This window comes from Streptomyces humidus (assembly GCF_014649655.1).
GTDB lineage: Bacteria > Actinomycetota > Actinomycetes > Streptomycetales > Streptomycetaceae > Streptomyces > Streptomyces humidus.
This window is the reverse complement of the sequence record NZ_BMTL01000014.1, coordinates 40,961-66,286: the sequence shown is the minus strand read 5'-3', so window position 1 is coordinate 66,286 and position 25,326 is coordinate 40,961. Positions and strand designations below refer to the sequence as shown.

Sequence of the window (25,326 nt, the reverse complement as noted above, 5' to 3'; positions counted from 1 at the left end):
CTCTCATGGACCTGCTGAACACGCTGGTGGACAAGGGGCTTCGGCGCGAGCTGCCGACCCGCGAGGAAGCGCTGGCCGTCCTGGCCACCTCCGACGACGACGTGCTGGACGTGGTGGCCGCGGCCGGGAAGGTGCGCCGGCACTGGTTCGGGCGTCGCGTGAAGCTCAACTACCTCGTCAACCTGAAGTCGGGGCTGTGCCCCGAGGACTGCTCCTACTGTTCCCAGCGGCTCGGCTCGACGGCCGGGATCCTGAAGTACACCTGGCTCAAGCCCGACGAGGCCTCCAAGGCGGCCGCGGCAGGGCTCGCCGGCGGCGCCAAGCGTGTCTGCCTGGTGGCGTCCGGACGCGGCCCGACGGACCGGGACGTCGACCGGGTGGCCGGCACCATCAAGGCCATCAAGGAGCAGAACGAGGGCGTCGAGGTGTGCGCCTGCCTCGGCCTGCTCTCCGACGGTCAGGCCGAGCGGCTGCGTGAGGCGGGCGCCGACGCCTACAACCACAACCTCAACACGTCCGAGTCGACGTACGGGGACATCACCACCACCCACACCTACGCCGACCGGGTGGACACGGTCACCAAGGCGCACGCGGCGGGCCTGTCGGCCTGCTCGGGCCTCATCGCCGGCATGGGCGAGTCGGACGAGGACCTGGTGGACGTCGTCTACTCGCTGCGCGAGCTGGACCCGGACTCGGTCCCGGTCAACTTCCTCATCCCGGTGGAGGGCACCCCGCTGGCCAAGGAGTGGAACCTCACCCCGCAGCGCTGTCTGCGGATCCTGGCCATGGTCCGTTTCGTGTGCCCGGACGTCGAGGTGCGCATCGCGGGCGGCCGCGAGGTGCACCTGCGCACCATGCAGCCGCTCGCCCTGCACCTGGCCAACTCGATCTTCCTCGGCGACTACCTCACCACCGAGGGCCAGGCCGGCAAGGCCGACCTGGAAATGATCGCGGACGCCGGGTTCGAGGTGGAGGGGGCGGAGCAGGTCACGCTGCCCGAGCACCGGGCGGCGACGGCGGCCGGCTGCGGATCCCACGAAGGCGGCGGCTGCGGCTCGCAGGAGAGCGGCGGGTGCGGTGGGCACGAGGGCGGCGGGTGCGGTGGGCACGAGGGCGGCGGCGTCTGCGGCTCGGCTCCGGCCGCCGCCGCGTCGGCCTCCTCGCCGGCGGTCCCCGCGTCGGCGAGCGAGGCCCGTACCGATCTGGTCGCCGTGCGCCGCCGTGGCGCGGGCACCGATCTCGCGCCCAATGCCTGAGCCGTCGCCACTCGGTGTGCCCGAGCTGCTGGATCTCGACCGGCGGCATGTGTGGCATCCGTACGGTCCGATGCCCGGACGGGTCGACCCGCGCGTCGTGGAGTCGGCCAGCGGGGTCCGGCTGCGGATGGCGGACGGCTCCGGCGAGCTGGTCGACGGCATGGCGTCCTGGTGGTCCGCGATCCACGGCTACAACCACCCGGTGCTCAACGAGGCCGTGCGCGAGCAGTTGGGGCGGATGAGCCATGTGATGTTCGGCGGGCTCACCCATGAGCCCGCCGTGCGACTGGCGAAACTCCTTGTCGACATGTCGCCCGACGGCCTGGAGCACGTCTTCCTCGCCGACTCGGGGTCGGTGTCGGTCGAGGTCGCGGTGAAGATGTGCCTGCAGTACTGGCGTTCGCTGGGCCGCCCGGGCAAGCAGCGGCTTCTCACCTGGCGCGGCGGCTACCACGGCGACACCTGGCAGCCGATGTCCGTGTGCGACCCCGACGGCGGGATGCACGACCTGTGGACCGGCGTGCTGCCCCGGCAGGTCTTCGTCGGCCCGCCGCCGGCCGAGTACGACGAGGCGTACGCCGACGAGCTGCGCGCGGCGATCGAGCGGCACGCCGACGAACTGGCCGCGGTCGTCGTGGAGCCGGTCGTGCAGGGCGCGGGCGGGATGCGCTTCCACTCCCCGGGGTATCTGCGGGTGCTGCGCGAGGCGTGCGACGCGCACGGCGTGCTTCTGGTGTTCGACGAGATCGCGACCGGCTTCGGCCGCACGGGTGCGCTGTTCGCGGCGGAGCACGCCGCTGTGACACCGGACGTGATGTGCGTCGGCAAGGCCCTGACCGGCGGCTATCTGACGATGGCGGCGGCCCTGTGCACATCCCGGGTGGCCGACGGGATCTCGCGGGGCGAGGTGCCTGTCCTGGCGCACGGGCCGACGTTCATGGGCAACCCGCTCGCCGCGGCCGTCGCCTGTGCCTCGATCGAGCTGCTCCTCGGCCAGGACTGGCTCGCGGAGGTCAAGCGGATCGAGACCGGGCTGCGCGACGGGCTGGCGCCGGCGCGGGAGCTTCCGGGGGTGCGCGACGTACGCGTCCTCGGCGCCGTCGGCGTGGTCCAGCTGGACCACGGCGTGGACATGAAGGCCGCCACGGACGCCGCGGTGCGCGAGGGCGTCTGGCTGCGGCCGTTCCGCGACCTGATCTACACGATGCCCCCGTACGTCACCGGTGACGTGGACGTGGCACGGATCGCGCGCGCGGTGTGCGCCGCGGCGCGGGAGGGATGAGCATGCCGATCCTGGTGATCACGGGGACGGGCACGGAGGTCGGCAAGACCGTCACGACCGCCGCGGTCGCGGCGTGTGCGCGCGCGGCGGGTCGGTCGGTGGCCGTGTTGAAGGCCGCGCAGACCGGCGTACGGCCGGACGAGCGCGGGGACGCCGTCGAGGTCGCACGGCTCGCGGGACCGCTCACCACGGCCGAACTCGCCCGCTACCCCGAGCCGTTGGCTCCGGGGACGGCGGCGCGGCGCGCGGGGCTGCCGCCGGTGCGACCGCAGGACGTGGCGGAGGCGGTACAGAAACTGGCCGCGGAGCACGACCTGGTGCTCGTCGAGGGGGCGGGCGGTCTGCTCGTGCGGTTCGACGAGGCGGGCGGAACGCTGGCCGACGCCGCGCAGTCGTTGCGGGCGCCGGTACTGGTCGTGGCCTCGGCCGGACTGGGCACGCTGAACACGACGGAACTGACGGCCCGTGAACTGCGTTCGCGCGGGCTGGAGTTGCTGGGCCTCGTCATCGGGAGCTGGCCCGACTCCCCCGATCTGGCGTCCCGTTGCAACGTCGCGGACCTGCCGGAGGTGGCCGGCGCCCCGCTGCTGGGGGCGCTGCCCGCGGGATCCGGCGCGCTGCCCCCCGCCGACTTCCGCGTGGCGGCGCGCGGTTGGCTGGCGCCACGGCTGGACGGGACGTGGGAGGCGGAGGCCTTCCGCGAGCGGACGGGCTCGGCTTCCTAGGATCCTCCGCAGGTCCCGGCGGTCCGGCCGGGACCTGCGGAAGACCGGCCGGGCGGGCGGGTGCCCGGTCCGTCCGGCGGCGGAACGCCGGGGTCCCCCACGGAGGGCGACGGCCCGATGCCGTGGCCGGGCGCGCCGGTCGTGAGTACGCCCCCAGGGACGCCGACGAACGCCGACGAGCGACGCCCGTCGCCACGGGCGCCGCTCGTCGGCGCGGCGCGCCCCTGGGCCATCCCGGGTTCCGTCGGCCGAGTGCGCAGCCGCCGCACGCTCCGCTGTCGTCCGCCGACGACGAGGCCCTGTCGTGGAAAGCGCCCAGGGCCCGGCAGGACGCGGCGCCCTCCGCGCGGCCCTCGGAGGCCACGCCCTCAGCCGCCGTCCGAGTCCGCCAGCAGGCGCACCAGGTCGATGCGGGAGCGGATGCCCAGTCGCGTGAAGACGCCCCGCAGGTGATGGTCGATCGTGCGCGGGCTGAGGGCGAGACGGGCGGCGATCTCGCGGTTGGTGGCGCCGTCGGCGGCCATGCGGGCGATGAGCAGTTGCTGAGCGGTCAGGCGGGTCGACAGGCGTGCGCCCGCGCGCGTCGAGGTGGCCGGGGCGCCGAGCGCGCGCAGTTCGGCGCGGGCTCCCTCCGCGCAGTGCGGGGCGCCGAAGGACTCGAACGCCTGTAGGGCGCTGTGCAGTCGGTCGCGCGCCTCCGTGCGGCGGCGCAGTCTGCGCAGCGCGCTGCCGAACAGCAGCTCCGTGCGGGCGCGTTCGAAGGCGCGGTCGCCCTGCGTGTGCAGGTCGAGGGCCGTGGCGTAGTGCGGAAGGGCGTCGGCGCCGGGGGTGAGCAGGGCCCGGCATCTGGCGCTGAGGGCCAGTTCGTCGGGGCTGCCCACGGCGCGGGCCCAGCGGTCGTAGTCGGCGTGCGCCGCGCGGGCGACGCGGGTGTCGCCGGTACGGGCCGCCGCCTCCACGTAGTGCGGGGCGGCGAGGTGGCGCACGGCCCGGTGACCGTGTCCGGGGCCGGAGGCGGCGAGGGCGCGCAGCCGGGCCGCGGCGGCGTCGTAGCGGCTGTTGCCGAGGTCGAGGAAGGCGAGCGCCCACTGGGCCAGCGCGGCGGGCAGGCCCAGCCCGTGGGCGAGGGCGTGCGAGCGGGCGGCCGCGGCCCGCTCCCGGCACAGTTCGCCGTCGCCGGTGAGGGCGGCGAACATCGCGAGAGCCGCCTGCAGATGGCAGGCGCCGTTGTCCTGTCCGGTGGCGTACGCCTGGCGCAGGGCGTCCAGGGCGGCGGCCTCGGCGGCGTGCGGGCGGCCGGTCCAGAAGTCGGCGTAGGCGCGGAACTCCATGGCCTGGGACACGAGGACGGCGGCCCCCCGGGCGCGGGCGGCGGCCGCCGCCCGGACGGCGGCGGTGGCGGCCCGGGTGTGGTCGCCGAGCATCAGAGCGGCGATGCCCGCGTGGAGCAGCGAAGTGGGATCACCGCCCGGCCCGCACCGGCCGGCGGTCGCCTCCAGCAGGTCGCGCGCGTCCTCGTACCGCCCGTCGACGGCAGCGGCGAGCCCGCCCAGCACACCGGGCGGATCGATCCCGGCCTCCCGCGCCGCCCGCACCGCGTCCTGACAGCGACGCAGATCACCGGTGTACACGGCGGCTTCGGCGGCCCGCGCGAGGAGATCGGCGGCGGCCCCCTCCGGTGCGCGGGCCGCTCGAACGGTCCGCGCCGGCCGGGGCCTCGCGGCTCGGACGGCGCCCGCCAGCAGGGCGTCGAACGCCTCCCCCGCGTGCCCCGTGCGCAGGGCGAGGACGCCGGTGACCGCGTCCGCGTCACCATCTGCGTCACCCTCGGCGGCCATGCGGGCGGCCAGGGCGCGGGAGCGGTCGCTCTCGCCGGCACGCCAGGAGTCGGCCGCCGCGCGGGCGAGCAGACGGGGCCGTTCGCGGGGGTCGGTGCAGAGCGCGGCGGCGCGTTCGGCGAGGGCGCAGGCGAGCGCCGGGTCGCCGGCGGACCGGGCGCGGGCGGCGGCCTCGGTCAGTTCCGCGGCGAGCCGGGCGCTCGGTCCGAGCGCGGCCGCGCCCCGGTGCCAGGCGCGCCGGGGCGTCTCGGCCGGCCCGTGCAGCACGCGCGCGAGCAGCCGGTGGACGTCGCGCCGGTCGGCCGGTGAGGCGGTCTCGTAGGCGGCGATCCGGGTCCAGGCGTCACGGAAGCCGACCCCGCCGGCCGTGGCGTACGCGATGCCCGCGGCCTCGGCGGCCTCCAGCGGCCGGGTGTCGAGGCGGACGGCGGCGACGGCCCGCAGGAAGGCGTGCGTGGCCACCGGGTACTGGTCGGCCGCGGCCAGCAGCAGCACCAGGCGGGTGTCCTCGGGCAGCGCCCGCACCTCCCGGCGTTGGGCGGACAGCCGTTCGGGGGCGAGCTCGACGGGTTCGGCCGGCAGCGGGTCGAGGCCGGCGGCCTGCCGCTCGGTCAGCCGGTCCGCGGCTTCGACGGCGGCCCGCGGGTCGCCGTGCACCAGGCGCAGCACACGGACCCGGACGCCTTCGGACAGCGCGGCGACCGGGCGCGGACCGGCGCCCGCGAGCGCCGGTGACGAAGTGCCGCCGAGAGGTGGGGGGTTCACCGGGGTCACCACCCACCTGACGTTACTGGCGGGTTACTTGAACCGTAAAGACCGGCGACTTCACCGATGCGGCGCGCGTAGACCCCCGCGGACACTCCTGGCAACCCCACCCGTTTCAGGAGGCACCATGCAGCGCCACAAGCGTCGCATCGCCGCGGTCCTCACGGCCGCGGCCTCTTCGCTCCTTCTGTCACTGTCGTTCTCCGCCCCCACGGCCCACGCGGCGACCCACGACCCGGTCGTCTTCGTCCACGGTCTCAGCAGCGACTCCAGCAGCTGGGACGACTGGGTCGCCGACTTCGAGGCCGACGGCTACACGGCCGCCGAGCTGGACGCGTGGACGTACACCTGGACCCAGTCCAACGTCACCACCGCCGGTCAGCTGGACACCGAGATCAAGAAGGTGCTGGCGCGGACCGGCGCGAGCAAGGTCGACGTCGTCGTGCACTCGATGGGTGCGCTGAGCTCCCGCTACTACCTGAAGAACCTCGGCGGGACGGCGTACGTGGACGACTTCGTCTCCGTCGCCGGCGTCAACCACGGCACCTCGGTGGCGTCGTTGTGCAGCTGGCTGTACACCTCCTGCGCGCAGATGGTGCCCGGCAGCTCGTTCCTCACCGCGCTCAACTCCGGTGACGAGACGCCCGGCAGCGTGAACTACGCGACGTACTGGTCGAACTGCGACGCGGCGATCGATCCGGACTCCTCGGCGCTGCTGAGCGGGGCGGCCAACGTCGGCGTCGGATGCATCTCGCACGACGCCATGAACAACGACCACGGCGTGTACGAGAAGGTCCGCGACTTCATCCGGTGAGACGCGGGCGGGGTGCGAGCAGCGCCGGCACGGTCGCTCGCACGAGGGCGCGACGGGCCCGCACGGGGGAGAATCCCGGTAGGCCCGTCGCCGCCCCGCCCCGGAGGTCGCCATGCCGTCACGGCCCCACGGCTCCAGCTCCAGCTCCCGAACCGGCCCCGGTCCCGGCCGCGGTTCCGGTCCCGGATCCGGCGAGGTGCGCGGCGACGACGTCCGCCATCCGGTGTTCGCCCGTTGCTACGCCCGGCTGGGCGTGGCCGCGGAGACCTGCGCGGGCCTCGCGGGTGTGCGCGACCGTCTGCTCGCTGGGCTCTCCGGCCGGGTCGTCGAGATCGGCGCGGGCAGCGGGCTGAACTTCGCGCACTACCCGGCGGCCGTCGCCGAGGTCGTCGCGATCGAACCGGAGCGGCGGTTGCGGCAGTGGGCGCTGGAGGCCGCCCTGCGCGCCGAGGTGCCCGTGGACGTGGTGCCGGGGGCGGCGGAGGCGCTGCCGGTCGAGAGCGAGGCGTTCGACGCGGCGGTGCTCTCGCTGGTGCTGTGCAGCGTGCGGGACGTGGAGCGCGCCCTGGCGGAGCTGCGGCGGGTGCTGCGGCCCGGCGGCGAGGTGCGGTTCTTCGAACACGGGCCCGGCGGGGGCCCGGCGATGCTCCTCACCCAACGGGTACTGGACCGCACGGTGTGGCCGCGCCTGGCCGGCGGCTGCCGGCTCACCCGTGACACCGTCGGCGCCCTGCGGGAGGCCGGGTTCGAACTGGGCCCCTACCGCCGCACGACGCTGCCGGAGCACGGTCCGCGGTGGCCGTTCTCCTACTGCGTGACGGGCGCCGCCTGGCGGCCCCCGGAGCCCGGGTGAAGCGCGAGGCGGGCGGGCGGGGGAGCTACCGGCTCCATCGGCGCAGCTCGCCCGCGATCTCGGACACCGACGCCTCTCCGCTCTTGGCCAGCCTGGCGAGATCGCGGACCTGTTCGGGCGAGATCGCGATCTTCAGCCCGCTGGCCACGAGGTAGGCGTAGGCGACGGCGCACGCGAACAGCGCGTTGGAACGCTCCAACGCCGGTACGTGGATGAGGAGCTGCAGCAGCGCGGCGGCGCGCGCGTGGGGATCGCCGTAGACGGGAACGTCGAATATCTCGGCCTGGTGGCGTGCGACGGCCGCGACCAGGGCGCCCCAGTCGGTGACCTGGGGGTCCCCCGGGGTCTTCTGTTCGGCGAGCATGAGGAGCCAGGCGAGGTCGATCCGAAGGTCGCTCAAGGGTCAGCGGCGACCTTCGCGCGTGGCCGCCTCGCGTGCCCCGCCCTCGCGCTCCGCGCCGAATTCCTCGGCGAAGAGGGCCTCGTACTGCTTCATGAAGTCGCCCGCGGCCTCGACGAAGGTATGGCCGATCTCCCCGGCGTCCTGTCTGACCAGCTCTTCTATGTAGCGGTTGACGCTCATGCCACGAGCTGTGGCGCGCTCGCGCGCGACCTGGGCCGTGCCCTCGTCCACGCGTACGTTCAGCTGGGTCTTCGCCATACCTCGAAGCTAGCGCCATAGCGCTAGCAGCGGCAAGGGCGGCGGATGGTCGAAAAGGGATACCGGCTGTGCGCCGGGTCACACTACGCTCGGCCAGGCACAGTCGTCGATGCGTAGTCGGCACGTCCACCGAGCGAGGAGGCAGCCTTGTCCACACCTGCTGCGGAGCACGTCCCCGGCCTGGCCTCGGCCGACGGGATCGCGGCCCGCGCCCGAGGTCTGACCAAGGCGTACGGCTCCGGCGAGACCACCGTGCTCGCGCTGGACGCCGTGGACGTGGACATCGCGCGCGGCCGCTTCACCGCCGTCATGGGGCCGTCCGGGTCCGGGAAGTCCACGCTGATGCACTGCCTGGCGGGCCTGGACACCGTTTCGGCCGGCCAGGTGTGGCTCGGCGACACCGAGATCACGGGCCTGAAGGACCGGGAGCTGACCCGGCTGCGGCGGGACCGGATCGGATTCATGTTCCAGTCCTTCAACCTGATCCCGACGCTGAACGCGGCGGAGAACATCACCCTTCCGATGGACATCGCGGGCCAGAAGCCCGACCAGCGGTGGCTGGACCAGGTCATCGACACGCTGGGCCTGCGGGACCGGCTCAAGCACCGGCCGTCGCAGCTCTCCGGCGGCCAGCAGCAGCGCGTGGCCTGCGCCCGTGCGCTCGCCTCCCGCCCCGAGCTGATCTTCGCCGACGAGCCGACCGGCAACCTGGACTCACGGGCCGGGCTGGAGGTCCTCGCGTTCCTGCGCGAGGCCGTCGACGCCCTGGGGCAGACCGTCGTCATGGTCACCCACGACCCGGGCGCCGCGGCCCACTCGGACCTGGTGCTCTTCCTCGCCGACGGGCGGATCGTGGACGAGATGCAGCGGCCCACGGCCGAGGCGGTGCTGGAGCGGATGAAACAGTTCGACGTGATCCGCGCCCAGTCCGACGGCGAGGGCGGGGGCGGCGGCCCCAGCGCGGTCGGCGCCGAATCCGGCTCCGGCTCCGGCTCCGGGGAGAAGTGATCCGATGCTGAAGGCCACGCTCCGGAGCTTTCTCGCGCACAAGGGACGGCTGCTGCTGTCCGCGCTCGCCGTCGTCCTGTCGGTGGCGTTCGTCGCGGGCAGCCTGATCTTCTCCGACACGGTGACGCGCACCTTCGACCGCCTCTTCGCGTCCACGTCGGCGGACGTCACCGTGAAGCCGAAGGAGGACCTCACCTCGTCCGTGCCGACCGGCGCGGTGCAGACCGTGCCCGCCTCGCTCGCCACGCGACTGGCCGGCGTGAAGGGCGTCGCCTCCGCCCACGGCGACGTGAGCGTGCAGAGCGTCACGGTCGTCGACGCGAAGAACAGGTCCCTGGGTCCGTCCACGGGCGCGCCGACCATCGCCACGGACTGGTTCGTCACCCACCGCAGCCCGGTGAAGCTGACCTCGGGGCACGCCCCGCGGGGCGCGGACCAGGTGGTGCTGGACGCCGACACCGCCGGCAGGAAGCACGTGCGCATCGGCGACACGCTCACCGTGATGGCCCAGCCGGGCTCGTTCAAGGTCGAGGTCGTCGGCATCGCCACCTTCACCACCACCAATCCCGGCGCGGCCCTGGTCTACCTCGCCCCCGACACGGCCGCGGCGAAGCTGCTGGGGACGGCGGACAGGGTCACGAGCATCTCCGTCGACGCGGCCCCCGGGGTGAGCGACGCGGTGCTCAAGAAGCGCGTCGCCGCCGCGGTCGGCGCGGGTCCCTACGAGGTGAAGACGGCCGACGAGCAGGCGAAGTCGTCCGCGCAGGCGCTGGGCGGCTTCCTCGACGTCATCAAGTACGTGATGCTCGGCTTCGCCGGGATCTCCGTCCTCGTCGGCGTGTTCCTGATCGTCAACACCTTCTCGATGCTGATCGCCCAGCGGACCAGGGAGCTGGGTCTGCTGCGCGCCCTGGGCGCCGACCGCCGGCAGGTGCGCCGCTCCGTGCTCACCGAGGCGGTGCTGCTGGGCCTGGTCGGCTCCACGCTCGGTCTGGCCGCCGGCATCGGCCTCGCGGCCGGGCTGATCAAGCTGATGAGCGCCTTCGGCATGAACCTGAAGACCACGGAGATGGTCGTCGGATGGGCGACCCCGGTGTCGTCGTACGTCGTCGGCGTCGGCGTCACCTTCGTGGCGGCGTACCTGCCCGCCCGGCGCGCGGCGACCGTGTCGCCGATGGCGGCCCTCGCGGACGCGGACGTCGCCGGAGTCGGCCGGCCGCTGAAGGTGCGCGCCGTGGTGGGCTCGGTCGTCGGGGCGCTCGGAGCGGCCGCGCTCGTCGGCTGTGCGACCTCCTCGAAGACGGCGACGGCGTCGTCGTTGCTCGGGCTGGGCGTGGTGCTCACCCTGACCGCCACCGTCATCGCGGGACCGCTCCTGGTCCGGCCGGTGATCAGGGTCCTGGGCGGCGCGTTCCCCGCGCTGTTCGGGTCCGTCGGCCGGATGAGCCAGCGCAACGCGCTGCGCAACCCGCGCCGGACGGGCGCCACGGCGGCCGCGCTGATGGTGGGCCTCGCCCTGGTGGGCGGGATGTCGGTGGCGAGCGCCTCCATGTCCAAGTCCTTCGACCAGCAGATCGACAAGACCCTGGGCGCCGACTTCATCATCCAGAGCGCCAGCTTCACGCCGTTCTCCGAGGAGGTCACGGACGCGGTGCGCGGCACCGAGGGCGTCGGCCTGGTCGTGCGGCAGCGGTACGCGCCGATCGCCCTTCGGCTGCCCGACGGCAAGCGCGTCGAGACGACCGCGGCCGGCTACGGCGACCGGGTCGACGACGTCGCACACGTCCCCTACGCCTCGGGCGACACCGCGGCCGCGCTGGCCGACGGCGCCCTGGGCATGGACGTGGGCTTCGCCGAGGACCACGGGGTGCGGCTCGGCGACGTGCTCCCGGTGGAGTTCCCCGGCGGCCGGACGGCGTCGCTGAAGGTGGGCGCGCTCACCGACCAGGAGACCGCGGACGGGTTCGGCGCCCGGGGCGGGGTGTTCTTCGGGATCGCCACCGTCGAGAAGTACGTGCCCGGCGGGCAGGACACCGCGCTCTACGTCAACGCGCGCTCCGGCACCACGGCCGACCGGCTGCGCCCCCTGCTGGAGAAGACCCTGGACGCGTACCCGCAGGTGCAGGTGCGTGACCAGGCCGACTACAAGAAGCTCGTCCACGACCAGATCGCCGTGCTGCTCTATCTGGTGTACGCGCTGCTCGGGCTGGCGATCGTCATCGCGGTGCTCGGCGTCGTCAACACGCTGGCCCTGTCGGTGGTGGAGCGGACCCGGGAGATCGGGCTGCTGCGCGCCATCGGACTGGGCCGACGGCAGTTGCGCCGGATGATCCGGCTGGAGTCGGTGGTGATCGCGGTGTTCGGCGCGGTGCTGGGGCTGGCGCTGGGCCTGGTGTGGGGCGTGTGCATGCAGCAGGTGCTGGAGTTGCAGGGCATGAAGGCCCTGGCCGTCCCGTGGGGCACGATCGTGGCGGTCGTGGTGGGCTCGGCGGTCGTCGGCGTCGTCGCGGCGCTGCTGCCCGCGCTGCGCGCGTCCCGGCTGAACGTGCTCGCCGCGATCGCGCACGACTGAGGGTCCGTGGAAGAGCACCGGGTTCCCCTTCCGGCGCTCCGCCCGTGATGGGATCGACGCATGTCTGAACTGCGGATACGGGCCGCGACACCCGATGACCTGGACACTGTGCTGGCCTTCTGGAAAACCGCCGCCGAGGGGACGAGCATCAGCGACGACCGCGGCGGAGTGGAGCGGCTGGTCGCCCGCGACCCGCAGGCGCTGATCCTGGCCGAGCAGGGCGGTGAGCTGGTCGGAACGGTGATCGCCGGGTTCGACGGCTGGCGGTGCCACCTGTACCGGCTGGCCGTGCACCCGCGGCGCCGCCGCCGGGGCGTCGGGTCGGCGCTGCTGGCGGCCGCGGAGGAGCGGTTCGTGCGGCTGGGCGGCCGCCGCGGGGACGCGATGGTGCTCACCCGCAACGAGACGGCGCATCATGCCTGGCGCGCGGCGGGGTACGCGCCCGAGGAGAAGTGGCGGCGCTGGGTGAAGCCGCTCGTCGACTGACCTGGGCCCACAAGACCACTTTGCCGATCCTTTACCCTGGGGGGGCCGCGCGGATCGCCGCGCGGTCCCCACGACGTCATGAAAGGTGTGAGCGTCCGCCCATGGGCGAGCCTCCCCGTAGCCGCACACGAACCCGCGCGCGCACCCGAACCCGCACGCGCACCCGCACGCGACACAGCGCGCTGCCCCCCGCCCTGTCCGATCCTGGGACGGAGGTGACCCGATGACCGAAGTGCTGCTGCTCCTGGTGGCGATCCTGCTGTCGCTGGCATGCGGCGCCTTCGTGGCCGCCGAGTTCTCGCTGACCACCGTCGAGCGGAGCGAACTCGAACGGGCGGTGGAGCGCGGCGAGCGCGGCGCGGCCGGGGCGCTGAAGGCCGTACGGAACCTCACCTTCCAGCTCTCGGGCGCGCAGTTGGGCATCACGGTCACCAACCTGGTGGTCGGCATGCTGTCCGAGCCGTCGATCGCCAGGCTGATCTCCGGGCCGCTGGAGTCGCTCGGTCTGTCGAGCACGGCCGCCGGTTCCGTCGCGCTGGTGCTGGGCACGGCCCTGTCGACGGTGTTCCTGATGGTCGTCGGCGAACTCGTGCCCAAGAACTGGGCGATCTCGTCGCCGCTGGCGGTCGCCAAGGGCGTGGGCAACGCCCAGCGCTGGTTCAGCGCCGCCTTCCGGCCCTTCATCAGCCATCTCAACGAGACCGCGAACCGTGTCGTGCGACTCTTCGGCGTGGAGCCCACCGAGGAGCTGGCCGCCGCACGCGGTCCCCAGGAGCTCGCGGCCCTGGCCCGGCACTCGGCCAGAGAGGGCGCCCTGGAGGCGGACACCGCCGAGCTCTTCGTGCGCACCCTGAACCTGGCCGACCTGACGGCGGAGAACGTGATGACCCCGCGTGTGCAGGTAGTCGCCCTGGAAGCCGCGGCGACCTGCGAGGACGTCGCCAACGCCACCCGGGCCACGGGGCTGTCCCGCTTCCCGGTGTACCGCGGCGGCCTCGACACGGTGGTCGGCACCGCGCACATCAAGGACGTGCTGGCGATCCCGGCCGGGCGGCGCCCGCGCGTGCCGGTCTCGGAGATCATGCGCGAACCCCTCCTGGTGCCCGAGTCGCTCACCGTGGACCGGCTGCTGGACCGGTTGTCCGGCAAACGGACGATGGCCGTGGTCATCGACGAGTACGGCGGCACGGCGGGCGTCGCGACGCTGGAGGACATCGTCGAGGAGGTCGTCGGCGAGGTCCGCGACGAGCACGACCCGCACGAGACGCCCGACCTCGCCCCCGCGGGCTCGGACGACGAGGGCCGCACCCTGTACTCGGCCGACGGCTCCGCCCGCACCGACCAGCTCGCCCGCGTCGGACTGCAGGCCCCGGAGGGCCCCTACGAGACGCTGGCCGGTCTGGTCGCCGCCGAACTGGGCCGGATACCGGCCGTCGGCGACACCCTGGAGGTCGCCGGCTGGCGCATGGACGTCGTGGACGCCTCCGGCCGCCGGGCCGCCCGGGTGCTGCTGCACGCACCGCTCGCCGACACCCCCGCGGAAGGGGCCGACAAGTGATCGCCGTCCAGTTGCTCATCGCGCTGGCGACCCTGGTCGTCAACGCGTTCTTCGTGGGCGCCGAGTTCGCGCTGATCTCCGTACGCCGCTCGCAGATCGAGCCGTACGCCGAGCAGGGCGACCGGCGCGCCAGGAACGTGCTGTGGGGACTGCAGCACGTCTCGGCCCTGCTGGCGGCCGCACAGCTCGGCATCACCCTGTGCACCCTGCTCCTCGGCGTGGTCGCCGAGCCCGCCATCGCGCACCTGCTCGAGCCGGTGTTCCACGCGGCGGGGGTGCCCACGGGCGCCGGCCACGCGGTGTCCTTCGTGATCGCGCTCGTCCTCGCCACCTATCTGCACATGCTGCTCGGCGAGATGGTCCCGAAGAACGTCGCGCTCGCCGAGCCGGTGCGCAGCGCCCTGCTGCTGGGGCCGCCGCTGGTCGCCCTCGCCCGGGGGCTGCGACCGGTGATCTTCGCGATCAACGCCTTCGCGAACGCCCTGCTGAAGCTGATGCGGATCGAGACGAGGGACGAGGTCACGGCGACCTTCTCGGACGCGGAGCTGGCGCAGATCGTCAGGGACGCGGGCGAGGCCGGGCTGATCGACGACCGCGCCCAGGAGCGGCTGCACGACGCCCTGGAGCTGGGCCGCCGCCCGGTGCGGGACGTCGTCCTGCCGCTGGAACGCGTCGTCCACGCGCGTGTGGGAGTCACTCCCGAGGGGCTGGAGACGCTGGCCGCCGAGTCCGGGTTCTCCCGGTTCCCGGTGGTGGACGAGGGCCGGCGGATCGTCGGCTATCTGCACGTGAAGGACGCGCTGGACGCCTCGCCGCGGGACACTCCGTTCCGGCTGCGGGACATGCGCGCCATCGCGCGGGTCCGGGAGGCGACGCCGCTGGACGACGTCCTGACCGCGATGCGGGGCAGCCATACGCATCTGGCGGCCGTGCTCGGCTCCGACGGGCGGCTGGCCGGCCTGGTCACCATGGAGGACGTGCTGCGGGAACTGTTCGGGCAGCGCGCCTGACAGGAGCGGCGCGAGCCGCGCGCGGCAGGCACGCGCGGCTCGCGGAGGCGGCCGACCGGCGGACCACGGAGGCGGTTGGCCGCCGGGCCTCGGAGACGGTTGGCCGCCGGGCGGGCAGAGGCGACCGACCGACGGGTATGCGACTCGGGCTACCATCTGTGTCGCCATGCAGACGAACCCCACACACACCAGCCTGGTCGCCGTCGGCGACTCCTTCACCGAGGGCATGTCCGACCTGCTGCCCGACGGCACCTACCGGGGCTGGGCCGACCTCCTCGCCGCACGGATGGCCGCCCGCGCCCCCGGCTTCCGGTACGCCAACCTGGCCGTCCGCGGCAAGCTGATCGGGCAGATCGTCGAGGAGCAGGTGCCGGTGGCGGCCGCGATGGGCGCCGATGTGATCACCCTGGTCGGCGGCCTCAACGACACTCTGCGGCCCAAGTGCGACATGGGCCGGGTCAAGGGCCTGCTGACGGAGGCCGTGGAGCGGCTGGCGCCGAACTGCCGGCAGCTGGTGCTGATGCGCAGTCCCGGACGGCAGGGGCCTGTCCTGGAGCGGTTCCGGCCGCGCATGGAGGAGCTCTTCGTGTGCGTCGAGGAGCTGGCCGCGCGGCACGGCGCGCTCGTCGTCGACCTGTACGGCGCGCCGTCACTGAGCGACCCGCGCATGTGGGACGTCGACCGGCTGCATCTGACGGCGGAGGGCCACCGCAGGGTCGCCGAGGCCGTCTGGCAGACCCTCGGGCACGATCCCGAGGACCCCGAGGGCATGGAGTGGCACGCGCCGATGGCGGCGACGCCGCCCCCGGGGTGGGCCGCCCGCCGGGTCGCCGACGCGCGGTTCGCCCGGCAGCACCTGCTGCCGTGGATCGGCCGCCGCCTCACGGGCCGCTCCTCCGGGGACGGACTGCCGCCGAAGCGGCCCGATCTGCTGCCCTACGACGGTCCGACGGCGTGAAGGCCGGGGCGACCGGCCGAGGACTCTCGGCGACGCCGGAACCCCGGTGCCCCGGCGGTGCCCCGGCGGTGGCCCGGCGCGGCACGCCGCCCGCCCGGGAGACCGGCGGGCTCCCCCCCGCGGCCACGACGAGTGACCCCGGTCTCGTAGGTTCCGCCGAACCGGACCGTGCGCCGACCTGCACGAATCGCCAGTAGAATCCGTCCACGTGACTTCCGCTCCCGCCAAGCCCCGCATCCCCAACGTCCTCGCCGGACGCTACGCCTCCGCCGAGCTCGCCACGCTCTGGTCGCCCGAGCACAAGGTGAAGCTGGAGCGTCAGCTCTGGCTCGCCGTGCTGCGTGCCCAGAAGGACCTCGGGATCGAGGTGCCGGACGCGGCGATCGCCGACTACGAGCGCGTCCTCGACACCGTGGACCTGGCCTCGATCGCCGAGCGCGAGAAGGTCACCCGGCACGACGTCAAGGCCCGTATCGAGGAGTTCAACGACCTCGCCGGGCACGAGCAGGTCCACAAGGGCATGACGTCCCGCGACCTGACGGAGAACGTCGAGCAGCTGCAGATCCGCCTCTCGCTGGAGCTGGTCCGCGACCGTACGGTGGCCGTGCTGGCACGCCTGGGCAAGCTGGCCGGCGAGTACGGCGAGCTGGTCATGGCCGGCCGCTCGCACAACGTGGCCGCGCAGGCCACGACCCTGGGCAAGCGGTTCGCGACCGCCGCCGACGAGCTGCTCGTCGCCTACGGCAGGGTCGAGGAGCTGCTCGGGCGTTACCCGCTGCGCGGCATCAAGGGCCCGGTGGGCACCGCCCAGGACATGCTGGACCTGCTGGGCGGGGACGCCGCGAAGCTGGCCGGGCTGGAGGACCGGATCGCCGGTCACCTGGGCTTCTCGCAGGCGTTCACCTCGGTCGGTCAGGTCTACCCGCGCTCGCTCGACTACGAGGTCGTCACCGCGCTGGTGCAGCTCGCCGCGGCGCCCTCCTCGCTGGCGAAGACGATCCGGCTGATGGCCGGGCACGAGCTGGTGACCGAGGGCTTCAAGCCCGGCCAGGTCGGCTCGTCCGCCATGCCGCACAAGATGAACACCCGCTCCTGCGAGCGCGTGAACGGCCTGATGGTCATCCTGCGCGGCTACGCGTCGATGACCGGCGAGCTGGCGGGCGACCAGTGGAACGAGGGCGACGTGTCCTGCTCGGTGGTGCGCCGGGTCGCGCTGCCGGACGCGTTCTTCGCGCTGGACGGCCTGCTGGAGACGTTCCTGACGGTGCTCGACGAGTTCGGCGCCTTCCCGGCCGTCGTCGCCCGCGAGCTCGACCGCTACCTGCCGTTCCTGGCCACCACCAAGGTGCTGATGGGCGCCGTGCGCGCGGGCGTCGGCCGTGAGGTGGCGCACGAGGCCATCAAGGAGAACGCCGTGGCCTCGGCGCTGGCGATGCGCGAGCAGGGCGCCGAGCGCAACGAGCTGCTGGACAAGCTGGCGGCGGACGAGCGCCTGCCGCTCGACCGGGCGCAGCTGGACGCGCTGATGGCCGACAAGCTGTCCTTCACAGGCGCCGCGTCCGCGCAGGTCGCCGTCGTGGTCGGCCGGATCGAGGAGATCGTCGGGCAGCGGCCGGAGGCCGCCGGTTACACCCCGGGAGCGATCCTCTGACGCGCTTCAGCCAGGCGGAGCTGGAGGCCGCCCGCGACCGACTCGTGCCGGACGTCGTCGCGGACGGCCTGCGCGTGCTGTTCTGCGGCATCAACCCGGGTCTGATGACGGCGGCGACCGGCCACCACTTCGCCCGCCCCGGCAACCGCTTCTGGCCCGTGCTGCACCTGTCCGGCTTCACGCCGCGGCTGATGAAACCCGCCGAGCAGCGGGAGCTGCTGTCCTACGGGCTCGGCATCACCAACGTGGTGGCGCGGGCGTCGGCCCGGGCGGACGAGCTGAGCGCCGAGGAGTACCGCGAGGGCGGCCGGCTGCTGGCGCGGAAGGTGACGGCGCTGGAGCCGCGTTGGCTGGCGGTCGTGGGCGTGACCGCCTACCGGGCCGCGTTCGAGGACCGCAAGGCCGCGGTGGGGCCGCAGGAGCGCCGCATCGGGGAGACCCGCGTGTGGGTGCTGCCGAACCCCAGCGGGCTGAACGCGCACTGGACGACGGAGACGATGGCGCAGGAGTACGCCCGGCTGCGGGCGGCGGCGCAGGACTGACGGCGCGACGGCCGCCTCCATGCCCCGCCCCGACCCCGGGTCAGGGCGGGTCGTTCTCCGTCACCACCAGCAGGAGCTGGAAGGGCAGTTCGGCGTCCCACTGGGAGACGCCGAGCGCTATCCAGCGTGGTGTGCCGGGCAGTTGCCACAGGTGCAGGTCCGGGACATGACCACTGAGCGATGCCCAGGGCTCGGGTATGTCCTCGCCGGCCGTGGAGCGCTCCAGCGTGCTCGCCAGGCTGACGAGGTGCGGCGGCCCCCAGCGGCCGGTCAACCGCTCCGAGAGGCCGTCCCGGTCGGCCTCGAACTGCTCCTCCGTCTCCCCCCAGGCGCCGCGGCCCTCGCCGTGGAAGTCCCCGCCGGTCTGCAGTTCCGCCACGAGATACCCCTGCGCGGGCAGCGCGCGGACGCTCAGCAGGTCAACGGTGGCCAGACCGTGCGCGATGTCCATGAGATCCAGTAAACCGGCCGCCACTGACAATTGGCGGCACGTCAGTGCGCGGTCCCGCTCAGGCGTCCCGGACCCGCACCCGCCACAGGCCCGCGGCGACTGCCGCCGCCGTCCACAGCGCGCTCACCGCGAGCCCCGTCCACGGCCCCAGCGTGCCGTCCCAGCTGCTGTGCAGGACGACTTGGCCGGCCCGGTCGGGCAGGAAGTCGGCGGCGTTGCCGTTCACGTCGCCGAGGACGAAGGACACGAGCAGCAGGAAGGGGACGAGGATGCTCAGCGCCCCCACCCCGCTGCGCAGGACCGTCGTCAGACCGGCGGCCAGCAGGGCCATCAGCGTGAGATAGACGGCGCAGCCGGCCGTCCCGCGCACCCACTCCGCAGGGGTCGCGTCCCGCGCCTGCGGCCCCACCGTCATCGCTCCCGCCGCCAGGGCCGTCAGGCCCGTGACCAGGCCGACGGCGAGCACCGGCAGGCCGATCGCCGTCAGCTTGGCGGCGAACCAGCTGCCCCGGCGAGGCACCGCGGCCAGCGACAGGCGCAGGGCGCCGGTGTGGAATTCGGCGGAGACGGCCGTGGTACCGAAGGCGATCGCTGCGATCTGCCCGAAGTTCACGCCGAAGAAAGCGGAGAACAGGATGTCGTCGTCGCCGGCGCCGAGTCCCGCCAGTGCGGAGAACGCGACCGTGGCGAGCGGCACGGCGGCCAGGGCGCCGATCTGCGGGCGCAGCGTGCGGATCTTGATCCACTCGGCGTGGAGTGCGGGCGGGAACGTCAGGCGGGTCATGGCCGGACCTCCTCGTGCTGCCGGGCCGCGAACTCGGCGTCGACGGCGGTGAGAGCGAGGTAGGCCTGCTCGAGCGTGCCTTCCTCGGCGGAGAGTTCGAGCAGCGGGACGCCCGCCGCGGAGACCAGCGGGCCGATGTCGTCCACGCGCGCGTGGCGCACGGTCCAGTGTCCGTCGGGGTGCCGCACGGCGTCGTGGCCCTGCCGGGTGAGGGCGTTCTCGAGGGCGGCCGGGTCCGTCGTGCGGATGCGGACGCCGGGGTGCACACGCGCGTCGATGAAGTCACGCAACGCGGTGTCGGCCAGCACGCGGCCCCGGCCGAGGACGACGAGGTGGTCCGCGAAGGACGCGGTCTCGTTCATCAGGTGACTGGAGACCAGCACGGTACGGCCCTCCGCGGCGAGCCGGCGCAGCAACCCCCGGATCCAGACGATGCCTTCGGGGTCGAGACCGTTGGCGGGTTCGTCGAGCAGGACGACGCCGGGGTCGCCGAGCAGAGCGGCGGCGATGCCGAGCCGCTGGCGCATGCCGAGGGAGTACGTCCTCACCCGGCGTCGGGCGGCCGGGGTCAGCCCGGTCTCCTCGAGCACCTCGTCGACCCGGCGGACGGGGATGCGGTTGCTCGCGGCGAGGACGAGCAGGTGGTCCCGTCCGGTCCGGGAGCTGTGAGCGGCCTGGGCGTCGAGCAGGGCGCCGACGTGGCGCAGCGGTCGGGCGAGGGAGACGTAGGGGCGGCCGGCCAGGGTGGCGGTACCGGAGGTGGGCCGGTCGAGGCCGAGGAGGAGGCGCAAGGTGGTGGACTTGCCCGCACCGTTGGGGCCGAGGAAACCGGTGACACGGCCGGGCGGGACCCGGAAGGTGATCCGGTCCACGGCCCGGCGGGGGCCGTACTCCTTGGTGAGGTCGTGGACATCGATACTGGTCATGAACACCACCCTGGCCGCCGGGCCGGGCGCGGGCCTCCCCCGTCCGAGGGGCCCCTCTCCCCCGCTCGGGGGAGGCCCGTTGTCACCGGTTGCTGCCACCATGTCCGCATGGGCCGCCTGCTGCGCCCGCTGCTGCGGGGGAAGACGTACACACGACTGCTGCACCTGTGGGTGCCGATGCTGATCGTGAGCGTCTGGATGTTCATCGATCCTCGGCGGCCGTGGGTGCCCGCCCTCGTGCTCGTTCCTGTCGGGCTCGTCCCGGCGGTGCGCAGAGGCGAGGGCGTCCAGGCGCACCTGCTGCTGACGCCCGACGAGCAGGAGCCGGGATTCTCCGTGGCTCCGTCGGCGGCCTGGCGGGACCGGCTGCGCACGGTGCTGTGGCTGGAAGTGCGCATGGCCCTGGGCGTGGTGACGATCTTCGCCTGCGTCTGGCTGCCGATCACGGCGGTCGAACTGGTCCGGAGCGCACGTGGGGGTGCGGCCGCCGGCATCCCGGGCGTCTCCGAGGCGGCGGCACCGTGGTGGTCTGCTCTCCTGGCGCCGCTTCCCGTGCTCGCCCTGTACGGACTGGTCGTCGCTCTGGGCGAGTTGGCCACCTCCGTCGCGCGGCGTCTCCTCGGACCGTCGGCCGCGGAACAGCTCGCCGCCCTGGAGGCGCGCACCGAGCAGCTCCTGGAGCGCAACCGGATCGCCCGGGAACTGCACGATTCGATCGGTCACGCGCTCACGGTGGCGGTGGTGCAGGCGGGCGCGGCGCGGGCGGCGGGCGACGCGGCCTTCACCGACCGGGCGCTCGGGGCGATCGAGGAGGGCGGCCGGGCCGCCCTGGAGGACCTGGAGCGGGTGCTCGGCGTGTTGCGGGAGGCCGAGCGGCCGTTGAGCAGCCGGCCGACGCTGGCGGAGGCCGACCGGCTGCTGGAGTCGGCGCGCGCCTCCGGGGCGCGGATCGACGCCGAGGTGACGGGCCCTCTGGAGAGGTTGCCGGGGCCGGTGTCGCGCGAGGGCTACCGCATCCTCCAGGAGTCGCTGACGAACGTGCTGCGGCACGCGGGTGCCGTTCCGGTCCGGGTGCGTGTCAGCGTCGCCGACGACGTTCTCAGCCTGGAGGTCCGCAATCGGATTCCCGTCGGCCTCGCACCCCGCCCCGGGCGGGGCAGCGGGCTGCGGGGGATACGGGAGCGTGCGGCCCTGCTCGGGGGAGGGGTTTCGACCGGGCCGGACGCGGGCGACTGGCACGTCCACGCCGAGTTGCCGCTGAGTTGATCCGGGGACTTCCTTCCGGCTCGGACAGCTCGGACAGCTCGGAGCTACGGCGCCTCATGGCCGCCCCGAGCGGGTTCCGGTGCGTGCGAGGTCCTAGGCTGGGCGGATGCCGGTGACCGTGCTCCTCGTCGACGACGAACCCCTGGTGCGGGCGGGCCTGCGGGCGGTGCTCGAAGCGCAGCCGGGCATCGAGGTGGTCGGGGAGGCGGCGGACGGGGCGGCGGTCATCCCGCTGGTGCGGCGGCTGCGGCCGGCCGTCGTCGCCATGGACGTGCGCATGCCGCTGATGGACGGCATCGAGGCCACACGCGCAGTGCTGCGCACGGTGGACCCGCCGCCGAAGATCCTGGTCGTGACGACCTTCGAGAACGACGAGTACGTGTACGAGGCGCTGCGGGCGGGCGCGGACGGATTCCTGCTGAAGCGGGCCCGGCCGGCCGAGATCGTGCACGCGGTACGCCTGGTCGCCGAGGGCGAGTCGCTCCTGTTCCCGGCGTCGGTGCGGCGGCTGGCCGCCGAGTACGGCGGCGGGGACGGGGCCGCGAACCGGGCCGCACGAGACGCCCTGCAGCGGGCCCGGCTGACCGGCCGGGAGGCGGAGGTGCTGCGGCTGATGGCACGCGGGCTGTCGAACGCGGAGATCGCCGACCGGCTGTTCGTGGGCCCGGAGACGGTGAAGTCGCATGTGAGCGCGGTGCTGGCGAAGCTGGGGGCGCGGGACCGTACCCAGGCGGTGATCACAGCGTACGAGTCGGGATTCGTGGCCCCGGGTTGAGCGGTGCGTGACGGCTTCGGTGCGAAGGCGGCACTCGCCCGGGTCGTCCGTGCCGAGTACCATCCGCCCCAACACCGGCTCGAGCTGGAAGGACGGACCTTGGGGCGGTTGACGGGCGGGGATCCCTCGCTGCTGCGAAGGATCAATTCCGCGGTGGTGCTGCACGCGCTGCGTGCCGCGGACTGCGCGACGCTCACGGAGATCACCCGTGTGACGGGTCTGTCCCGGCCGACCGTGGAGGGGGTCGTCGAGGATCTCATCGGGGCGGGGCTCGTCGTCGAGCAGGCCGCCGACGGGAGCGTCGCCCGGCGGCAGGGGCGGCCCGCGCGGCGGTACCGGTTCCGGGCCGAGGCCGGACATCTGCTGGGTCTGGAGATCGGCTCGCACCGGGTGGCCGCGCTGCTGGCCGACCTGGACGGGCGGGTGCTGGGCGCACAGTCCAGGGAGGTGGACGAGGCGGCGCCGGCCGACGAACGGCTGGATCGGCTGCGCGGCGCGGTGGCGGAGCTGCTGCGCCGGGCCGGCGTCCCGCGCGGCTCGCTGCGGGCGGTGGGCGTCGGCACGCCGGGAATCGTGGAGGCGGACGGCACGGTGCGGCTCGGCACCGCGCTGCCGGAGTGGACGGGGCTGCGGCTGGGCGAGCGGCTGAGCCGTTCCTTCAAGTGCCCGGTCCTGGTGGAGAACGACGCCAACGCGGCGGCCGTGGCCGAGCACTGGAAGGGCGCCGCCACCGAGTCCGACGACGTCGTCTTCGTGCTGGCCGGGCTGAGTCCGGGGGCCGGCTCACTGATCGGCGGTCGTCTGCACCGGGGCTACGGCGGGGCGGCCGGGGAGATCGGCGCGCTGCATCTGCTGGGACGTGAGGTGACGCCGGAGACGCTGCTGTCCATCACGGACGAGCCGCTGCATCCGCTGGACGAGCAGGCGGTCGCTGCGGTGTTCGCGCAGGCCCGCGAGGGCGACCAGCGGGCCCGGGCCGCGGTGGACCGCTTCATCCAGCGGCTCGTCCACGATGTGGCCGCGCTGGTGCTGGCCGTCGACCCGGAACTGGTCGTGGTCGGCGGCTGGGCGGCCGGCCTGGACGGTGTGCTGGAGCCGCTGCGGGACGAGTTGGCCCGCTACTGTCTGCGGCCGCCGAAGGTGGCGCTGTCGATGCTCGGGGAGGCGGCGGTGGCGACGGGGGCGCTGCGGCTGGCCCTCGACCATGTGGAGGAGGAGTTGTTCGCGGTGGAGGCCACGGTCACGGCCCGTCGGTGAGGACACCGCGGGGAACACGCCGCCCCCGGAGGAGTTCCGGGGCGCGGCGCGGGACGTCCGTCGACTGCGGTATGCGTACGAACGTCCCCTCCCGGTGGGGTGGATCCTGGTCGGGGAGCCTCCTGCGCCGGGCCCGGACGGAGCGTTCAGGAGGCGGGTCGCTCCGGACCGTGCTGGATCTCCACGCCGCCCGAGGCGCCGAACGTCAGGCGGCAGGTGTCCGCGCGGTACGTCGCGACGGAGAGCGCCGCGGTGCGGCCCTCGGCGAAGAAGCGCGTGGTGACGACGAGGACGGGCGCGCCGGGGAGCCGGTCGAGTTCCCTGGCGTCCTCCGCGCGGGCGGATCCCAGCTCCACCGCGCGGTCCTGCCCCTGCAGTTCGAGCCGCTGCAGCTCGCCGAGCACCGCACGCGCGCGTGCCGCTCCGGTGGGAGCGTGGACCGTGGCCGCGCCGGGCTCCGACGCCAGGGCGGGCACCGAGGCCACGGGGACGTAGAGCAGTTCCGCGGCGACGGGCCGGCCGTCCGAGACGCGCGAGCGGCGCACGATGTGCACGGCCTGGTCGCGCGCGGTCGCCAGGGCGGTGGCGACGGCCGCCGGCGGAGCGGCGAGGGTGCTGTCGACCGGCTGCCAGGCGTCGTCGTCCGTGCCGGGCCACAACTGCTGCTCGGTGCCGACGGCCACACCCGTCCGCGGCGGCGCCACGGTCGTGCCGACGCCGCGGCGGCGCTCCAGCCTGCCCTCCAGTTCGAGCTGCTCCAGCGCCTGGCGCAGCGTCGCGCGGGCGACGCCGAAGCGGGCGGCCAGCTCGCGCTCGTTCGGCAGGATCTCGCCCACGGTGAACTCGGAGTCGAGCGCTTCGCTGAGCACCGTCCTGAGATGCCAGTACTTCGGTTCCGTCACCGATTCCAGTTGCGTGGTCCCCACCCTGTCCTCCGCAATCGCCGTGGTCGGCAGTGCTTTTCGCGCCCTTGTTTATTAAAGGTTGTTTCACTTCTCTGCGACCTTAGGACTCCCCTCACCCTTGGTCAAGACCAATCATCGAACCCTGCCGACCCAAGGGGCCCTTGGGGGAAAGCGGTTACGGGGCGTGCCCACGGACGCGTTCCCGTGACACTCCGACACCGCTCCCGCCGTGAAGGCGGCCCGTATAGCCCGGCGGGAATTACCGTGGCGCCAGGTCCGGCGCTCCGTCGGGTCCGACGACAAGGGAGGTCGGCTGTGCGGTACGCGGTGCTGGGTACGGGCGAGGTCGGACGCACGCTGGGCGGCGAGCTGGTGCGCCTGGGACATTCGGTGGTCCTGGGTTCGCGCACGAAGGACAATCCGGCGGCCCTGGAGTGGGCGCGGCAGGCGGGGGCGCGGGCGAGCACGGGGACGTTCGCGGAGGCGGCGGCGGCTTCCGAGGTGATCGTGAACGCCGTGGCCGGGCGGGCGTCCCTCAAGGCTCTGCAGGCGGCCGGGGCGGCCCACCTCGACGGCAAGGTCGTGCTCGACGTCTCCAACCCGCTGGCCTTCGAGGACGGCGAGGCACGCTTGTCGCCCGTGGAGTCGGACAGCGTGGGCGAGCAGATCCAGCGGGCGTTTCCGCGGGCGCGTGTGGTGAAGTCCCTCAACACCGTCAACTGCCAGGTGATGGTGGACCCCGCGCGGGTGCCGGGCGGCCACCAGGTCTTCGTGTGCGGGGACGACGAGGACGCCAAGGGCCGGGTCACGGAGCTGCTCGGTGAGTTCGGCTGGCCTGCCGACCGGGTGATCGACCTGGGCGGGATCCGGGCGGCGCGGAGCGTGGAGATGTGGCTGCCGTTGTGGCTCGACCTCATGCGCCGCTTCGGTCACGCGGACTTCAACCTGGAGCTGCGCAGGGCCCGTTGAGCCGGACGGACCCA

Annotated in this window: 24 protein-coding genes; 17 read left to right on the top strand and 7 right to left on the bottom strand. The window is 73.8% G+C overall.

Going from position 1 to position 25,326, the window contains the following annotated elements; all coding sequences use genetic code 11:
• Positions 1–5: 5 nt before the first annotated feature.
• Genes bioB through bioD form a run of 3 tightly spaced genes read left to right on the top strand, consistent with a single transcriptional unit; the run spans position 6 to position 3,263 of the window.
• Positions 6–1,256 (top strand): biotin synthase BioB, encoded by a 1,251-nt coding sequence (gene bioB, locus IE239_RS17950; RefSeq protein WP_190150349.1) that lies wholly within the window; start codon positions 6–8, stop codon positions 1,254–1,256.
• Positions 1,249–2,538 (top strand): adenosylmethionine--8-amino-7-oxononanoate transaminase, encoded by a 1,290-nt coding sequence (locus IE239_RS17945; RefSeq protein WP_190150348.1) that lies wholly within the window; start codon positions 1,249–1,251, stop codon positions 2,536–2,538. Before bioB ends, IE239_RS17945 begins: the two co-directional genes overlap by 8 nt.
• A 2-nt stretch (positions 2,539–2,540) precedes the next feature.
• A complete protein-coding gene (gene bioD, locus IE239_RS17940) occupies positions 2,541–3,263 on the top strand; it encodes a dethiobiotin synthase (protein WP_190150472.1) in 723 nt (240 codons plus the stop codon).
• A 368-nt stretch (positions 3,264–3,631) separates the two neighbouring features.
• Here bioD and IE239_RS17935 read toward each other — a convergent pair whose 3' ends face one another.
• Positions 3,632–5,875: a LuxR C-terminal-related transcriptional regulator gene (locus IE239_RS17935; protein WP_373308114.1), complete on the bottom strand. Its 2,244-nt coding sequence runs from the start codon at positions 5,873–5,875 to the stop codon at positions 3,632–3,634.
• A 118-nt stretch (positions 5,876–5,993) separates the two neighbouring features.
• Here IE239_RS17935 and IE239_RS17930 point away from each other — a divergent pair, with 118 nt between their 5' ends.
• Both IE239_RS17930 and IE239_RS17925 read left to right on the top strand, forming a co-directional pair.
• A complete protein-coding gene (locus IE239_RS17930; protein WP_190150346.1) occupies positions 5,994–6,680 on the top strand; it encodes an esterase/lipase family protein in 687 nt (228 codons plus the stop codon).
• Positions 6,681–6,792: 112 nt separating this feature from the next.
• A complete protein-coding gene (locus IE239_RS17925; RefSeq protein WP_190150345.1) occupies positions 6,793–7,533 on the top strand; it encodes a class I SAM-dependent methyltransferase in 741 nt (246 codons plus the stop codon).
• 25 nt (positions 7,534–7,558) lie between these two features.
• Here the strand turns inward: IE239_RS17925 and IE239_RS17920 are convergent, their stop codons facing one another.
• Both IE239_RS17920 and IE239_RS17915 read right to left on the bottom strand, forming a co-directional pair.
• Positions 7,559–7,933, bottom strand: a complete 375-nt coding sequence (locus tag IE239_RS17920; RefSeq protein WP_190150344.1) for a fic family toxin-antitoxin system, toxin component — start codon at positions 7,931–7,933, stop codon at positions 7,559–7,561.
• A 3-nt stretch (positions 7,934–7,936) separates the two neighbouring features.
• The gene (locus IE239_RS17915; RefSeq protein ID WP_190150343.1) at positions 7,937–8,194 is read right to left on the bottom strand and encodes a toxin-antitoxin system HicB family antitoxin; all 258 of its coding nucleotides are present in this window, start codon (positions 8,192–8,194) and stop codon (positions 7,937–7,939) included.
• Positions 8,195–8,341: 147 nt separating this feature from the next.
• Here IE239_RS17915 and IE239_RS17910 point away from each other — a divergent pair, with 147 nt between their 5' ends.
• The 8 genes from IE239_RS17910 to mug all read left to right on the top strand — a co-directional run bounded on the left by IE239_RS17910 (position 8,342) and on the right by mug (position 17,979).
• Complete coding sequence (locus IE239_RS17910) at positions 8,342–9,202, top strand: ABC transporter ATP-binding protein (protein ID WP_190150342.1); 861 nt, start codon at positions 8,342–8,344, stop codon at positions 9,200–9,202.
• A 4-nt stretch (positions 9,203–9,206) separates the two neighbouring features.
• Positions 9,207–11,774: an ABC transporter permease gene (locus tag IE239_RS17905; RefSeq protein ID WP_190150341.1), complete on the top strand. Its 2,568-nt coding sequence runs from the start codon at positions 9,207–9,209 to the stop codon at positions 11,772–11,774.
• A 60-nt stretch (positions 11,775–11,834) separates the two neighbouring features.
• The gene (locus tag IE239_RS17900) at positions 11,835–12,260 is read left to right on the top strand and encodes a GNAT family N-acetyltransferase (protein WP_190150340.1); all 426 of its coding nucleotides are present in this window, start codon (positions 11,835–11,837) and stop codon (positions 12,258–12,260) included.
• Between the two features lie 223 nt (positions 12,261–12,483).
• Positions 12,484–13,818: a hemolysin family protein gene (locus IE239_RS17895; protein ID WP_190150339.1), complete on the top strand. Its 1,335-nt coding sequence runs from the start codon at positions 12,484–12,486 to the stop codon at positions 13,816–13,818.
• Positions 13,815–14,828: a hemolysin family protein gene (locus IE239_RS17890; RefSeq protein ID WP_190150338.1), complete on the top strand. Its 1,014-nt coding sequence runs from the start codon at positions 13,815–13,817 to the stop codon at positions 14,826–14,828. Before IE239_RS17895 ends, IE239_RS17890 begins: the two co-directional genes overlap by 4 nt.
• Before the next feature lie 166 nt (positions 14,829–14,994).
• Positions 14,995–15,786 carry an SGNH/GDSL hydrolase family protein gene (locus IE239_RS17885; protein ID WP_190150337.1) on the top strand — a complete coding sequence of 264 codons (792 nt, stop codon included), beginning with the start codon at positions 14,995–14,997 and terminating at the stop codon, positions 15,784–15,786.
• A 208-nt stretch (positions 15,787–15,994) separates the two neighbouring features.
• A complete protein-coding gene (gene purB, locus IE239_RS17880; protein WP_190150336.1) occupies positions 15,995–17,437 on the top strand; it encodes an adenylosuccinate lyase in 1,443 nt (480 codons plus the stop codon).
• 44 nt (positions 17,438–17,481) lie between these two features.
• Positions 17,482–17,979 carry a G/U mismatch-specific DNA glycosylase gene (gene mug / locus IE239_RS17875; RefSeq protein ID WP_229878159.1) on the top strand — a complete coding sequence of 166 codons (498 nt, stop codon included), beginning with the start codon at positions 17,482–17,484 and terminating at the stop codon, positions 17,977–17,979.
• A gap of 40 nt (positions 17,980–18,019) precedes the next feature.
• Here the strand turns inward: mug and IE239_RS17870 are convergent, their stop codons facing one another.
• From IE239_RS17870 to IE239_RS17860, 3 genes are read right to left on the bottom strand one after another with little or no spacing between them, the layout of a single operon-like run.
• Positions 18,020–18,430, bottom strand: a complete 411-nt coding sequence (locus IE239_RS17870; protein ID WP_190150335.1) for a hypothetical protein — start codon at positions 18,428–18,430, stop codon at positions 18,020–18,022.
• A 58-nt stretch (positions 18,431–18,488) separates the two neighbouring features.
• The gene (locus tag IE239_RS17865; RefSeq protein ID WP_190150470.1) at positions 18,489–19,205 is read right to left on the bottom strand and encodes an ABC transporter permease; all 717 of its coding nucleotides are present in this window, start codon (positions 19,203–19,205) and stop codon (positions 18,489–18,491) included.
• Between the two features lie 5 nt (positions 19,206–19,210).
• The gene (locus tag IE239_RS17860) at positions 19,211–20,140 is read right to left on the bottom strand and encodes an ABC transporter ATP-binding protein (RefSeq protein WP_190150334.1); all 930 of its coding nucleotides are present in this window, start codon (positions 20,138–20,140) and stop codon (positions 19,211–19,213) included.
• Positions 20,141–20,248: 108 nt separating this feature from the next.
• Between IE239_RS17860 and IE239_RS17855 the strand changes: the two genes are divergently transcribed.
• The 3 genes from IE239_RS17855 (at position 20,249) to IE239_RS17845 (ending at position 23,438) form a co-directional block, all read left to right on the top strand.
• Positions 20,249–21,406, top strand: a complete 1,158-nt coding sequence (locus IE239_RS17855; protein WP_190150333.1) for a sensor histidine kinase — start codon at positions 20,249–20,251, stop codon at positions 21,404–21,406.
• A 106-nt stretch (positions 21,407–21,512) separates the two neighbouring features.
• Positions 21,513–22,181 (top strand): response regulator transcription factor, encoded by a 669-nt coding sequence (locus IE239_RS17850; protein ID WP_190150332.1) that lies wholly within the window; start codon positions 21,513–21,515, stop codon positions 22,179–22,181.
• 99 nt (positions 22,182–22,280) lie between these two features.
• Positions 22,281–23,438 carry an ROK family transcriptional regulator gene (locus tag IE239_RS17845; protein ID WP_190150331.1) on the top strand — a complete coding sequence of 386 codons (1,158 nt, stop codon included), beginning with the start codon at positions 22,281–22,283 and terminating at the stop codon, positions 23,436–23,438.
• A 146-nt stretch (positions 23,439–23,584) separates the two neighbouring features.
• Here the strand turns inward: IE239_RS17845 and IE239_RS17840 are convergent, their stop codons facing one another.
• Complete coding sequence (locus IE239_RS17840; protein ID WP_190150330.1) at positions 23,585–24,364, bottom strand: GntR family transcriptional regulator; 780 nt, start codon at positions 24,362–24,364, stop codon at positions 23,585–23,587.
• Between the two features lie 294 nt (positions 24,365–24,658).
• Here IE239_RS17840 and IE239_RS17835 point away from each other — a divergent pair, with 294 nt between their 5' ends.
• Positions 24,659–25,312 carry an NADPH-dependent F420 reductase gene (locus tag IE239_RS17835; protein ID WP_190150329.1) on the top strand — a complete coding sequence of 218 codons (654 nt, stop codon included), beginning with the start codon at positions 24,659–24,661 and terminating at the stop codon, positions 25,310–25,312.
• The last annotated feature ends 14 nt before the right edge of the window (positions 25,313–25,326 follow it).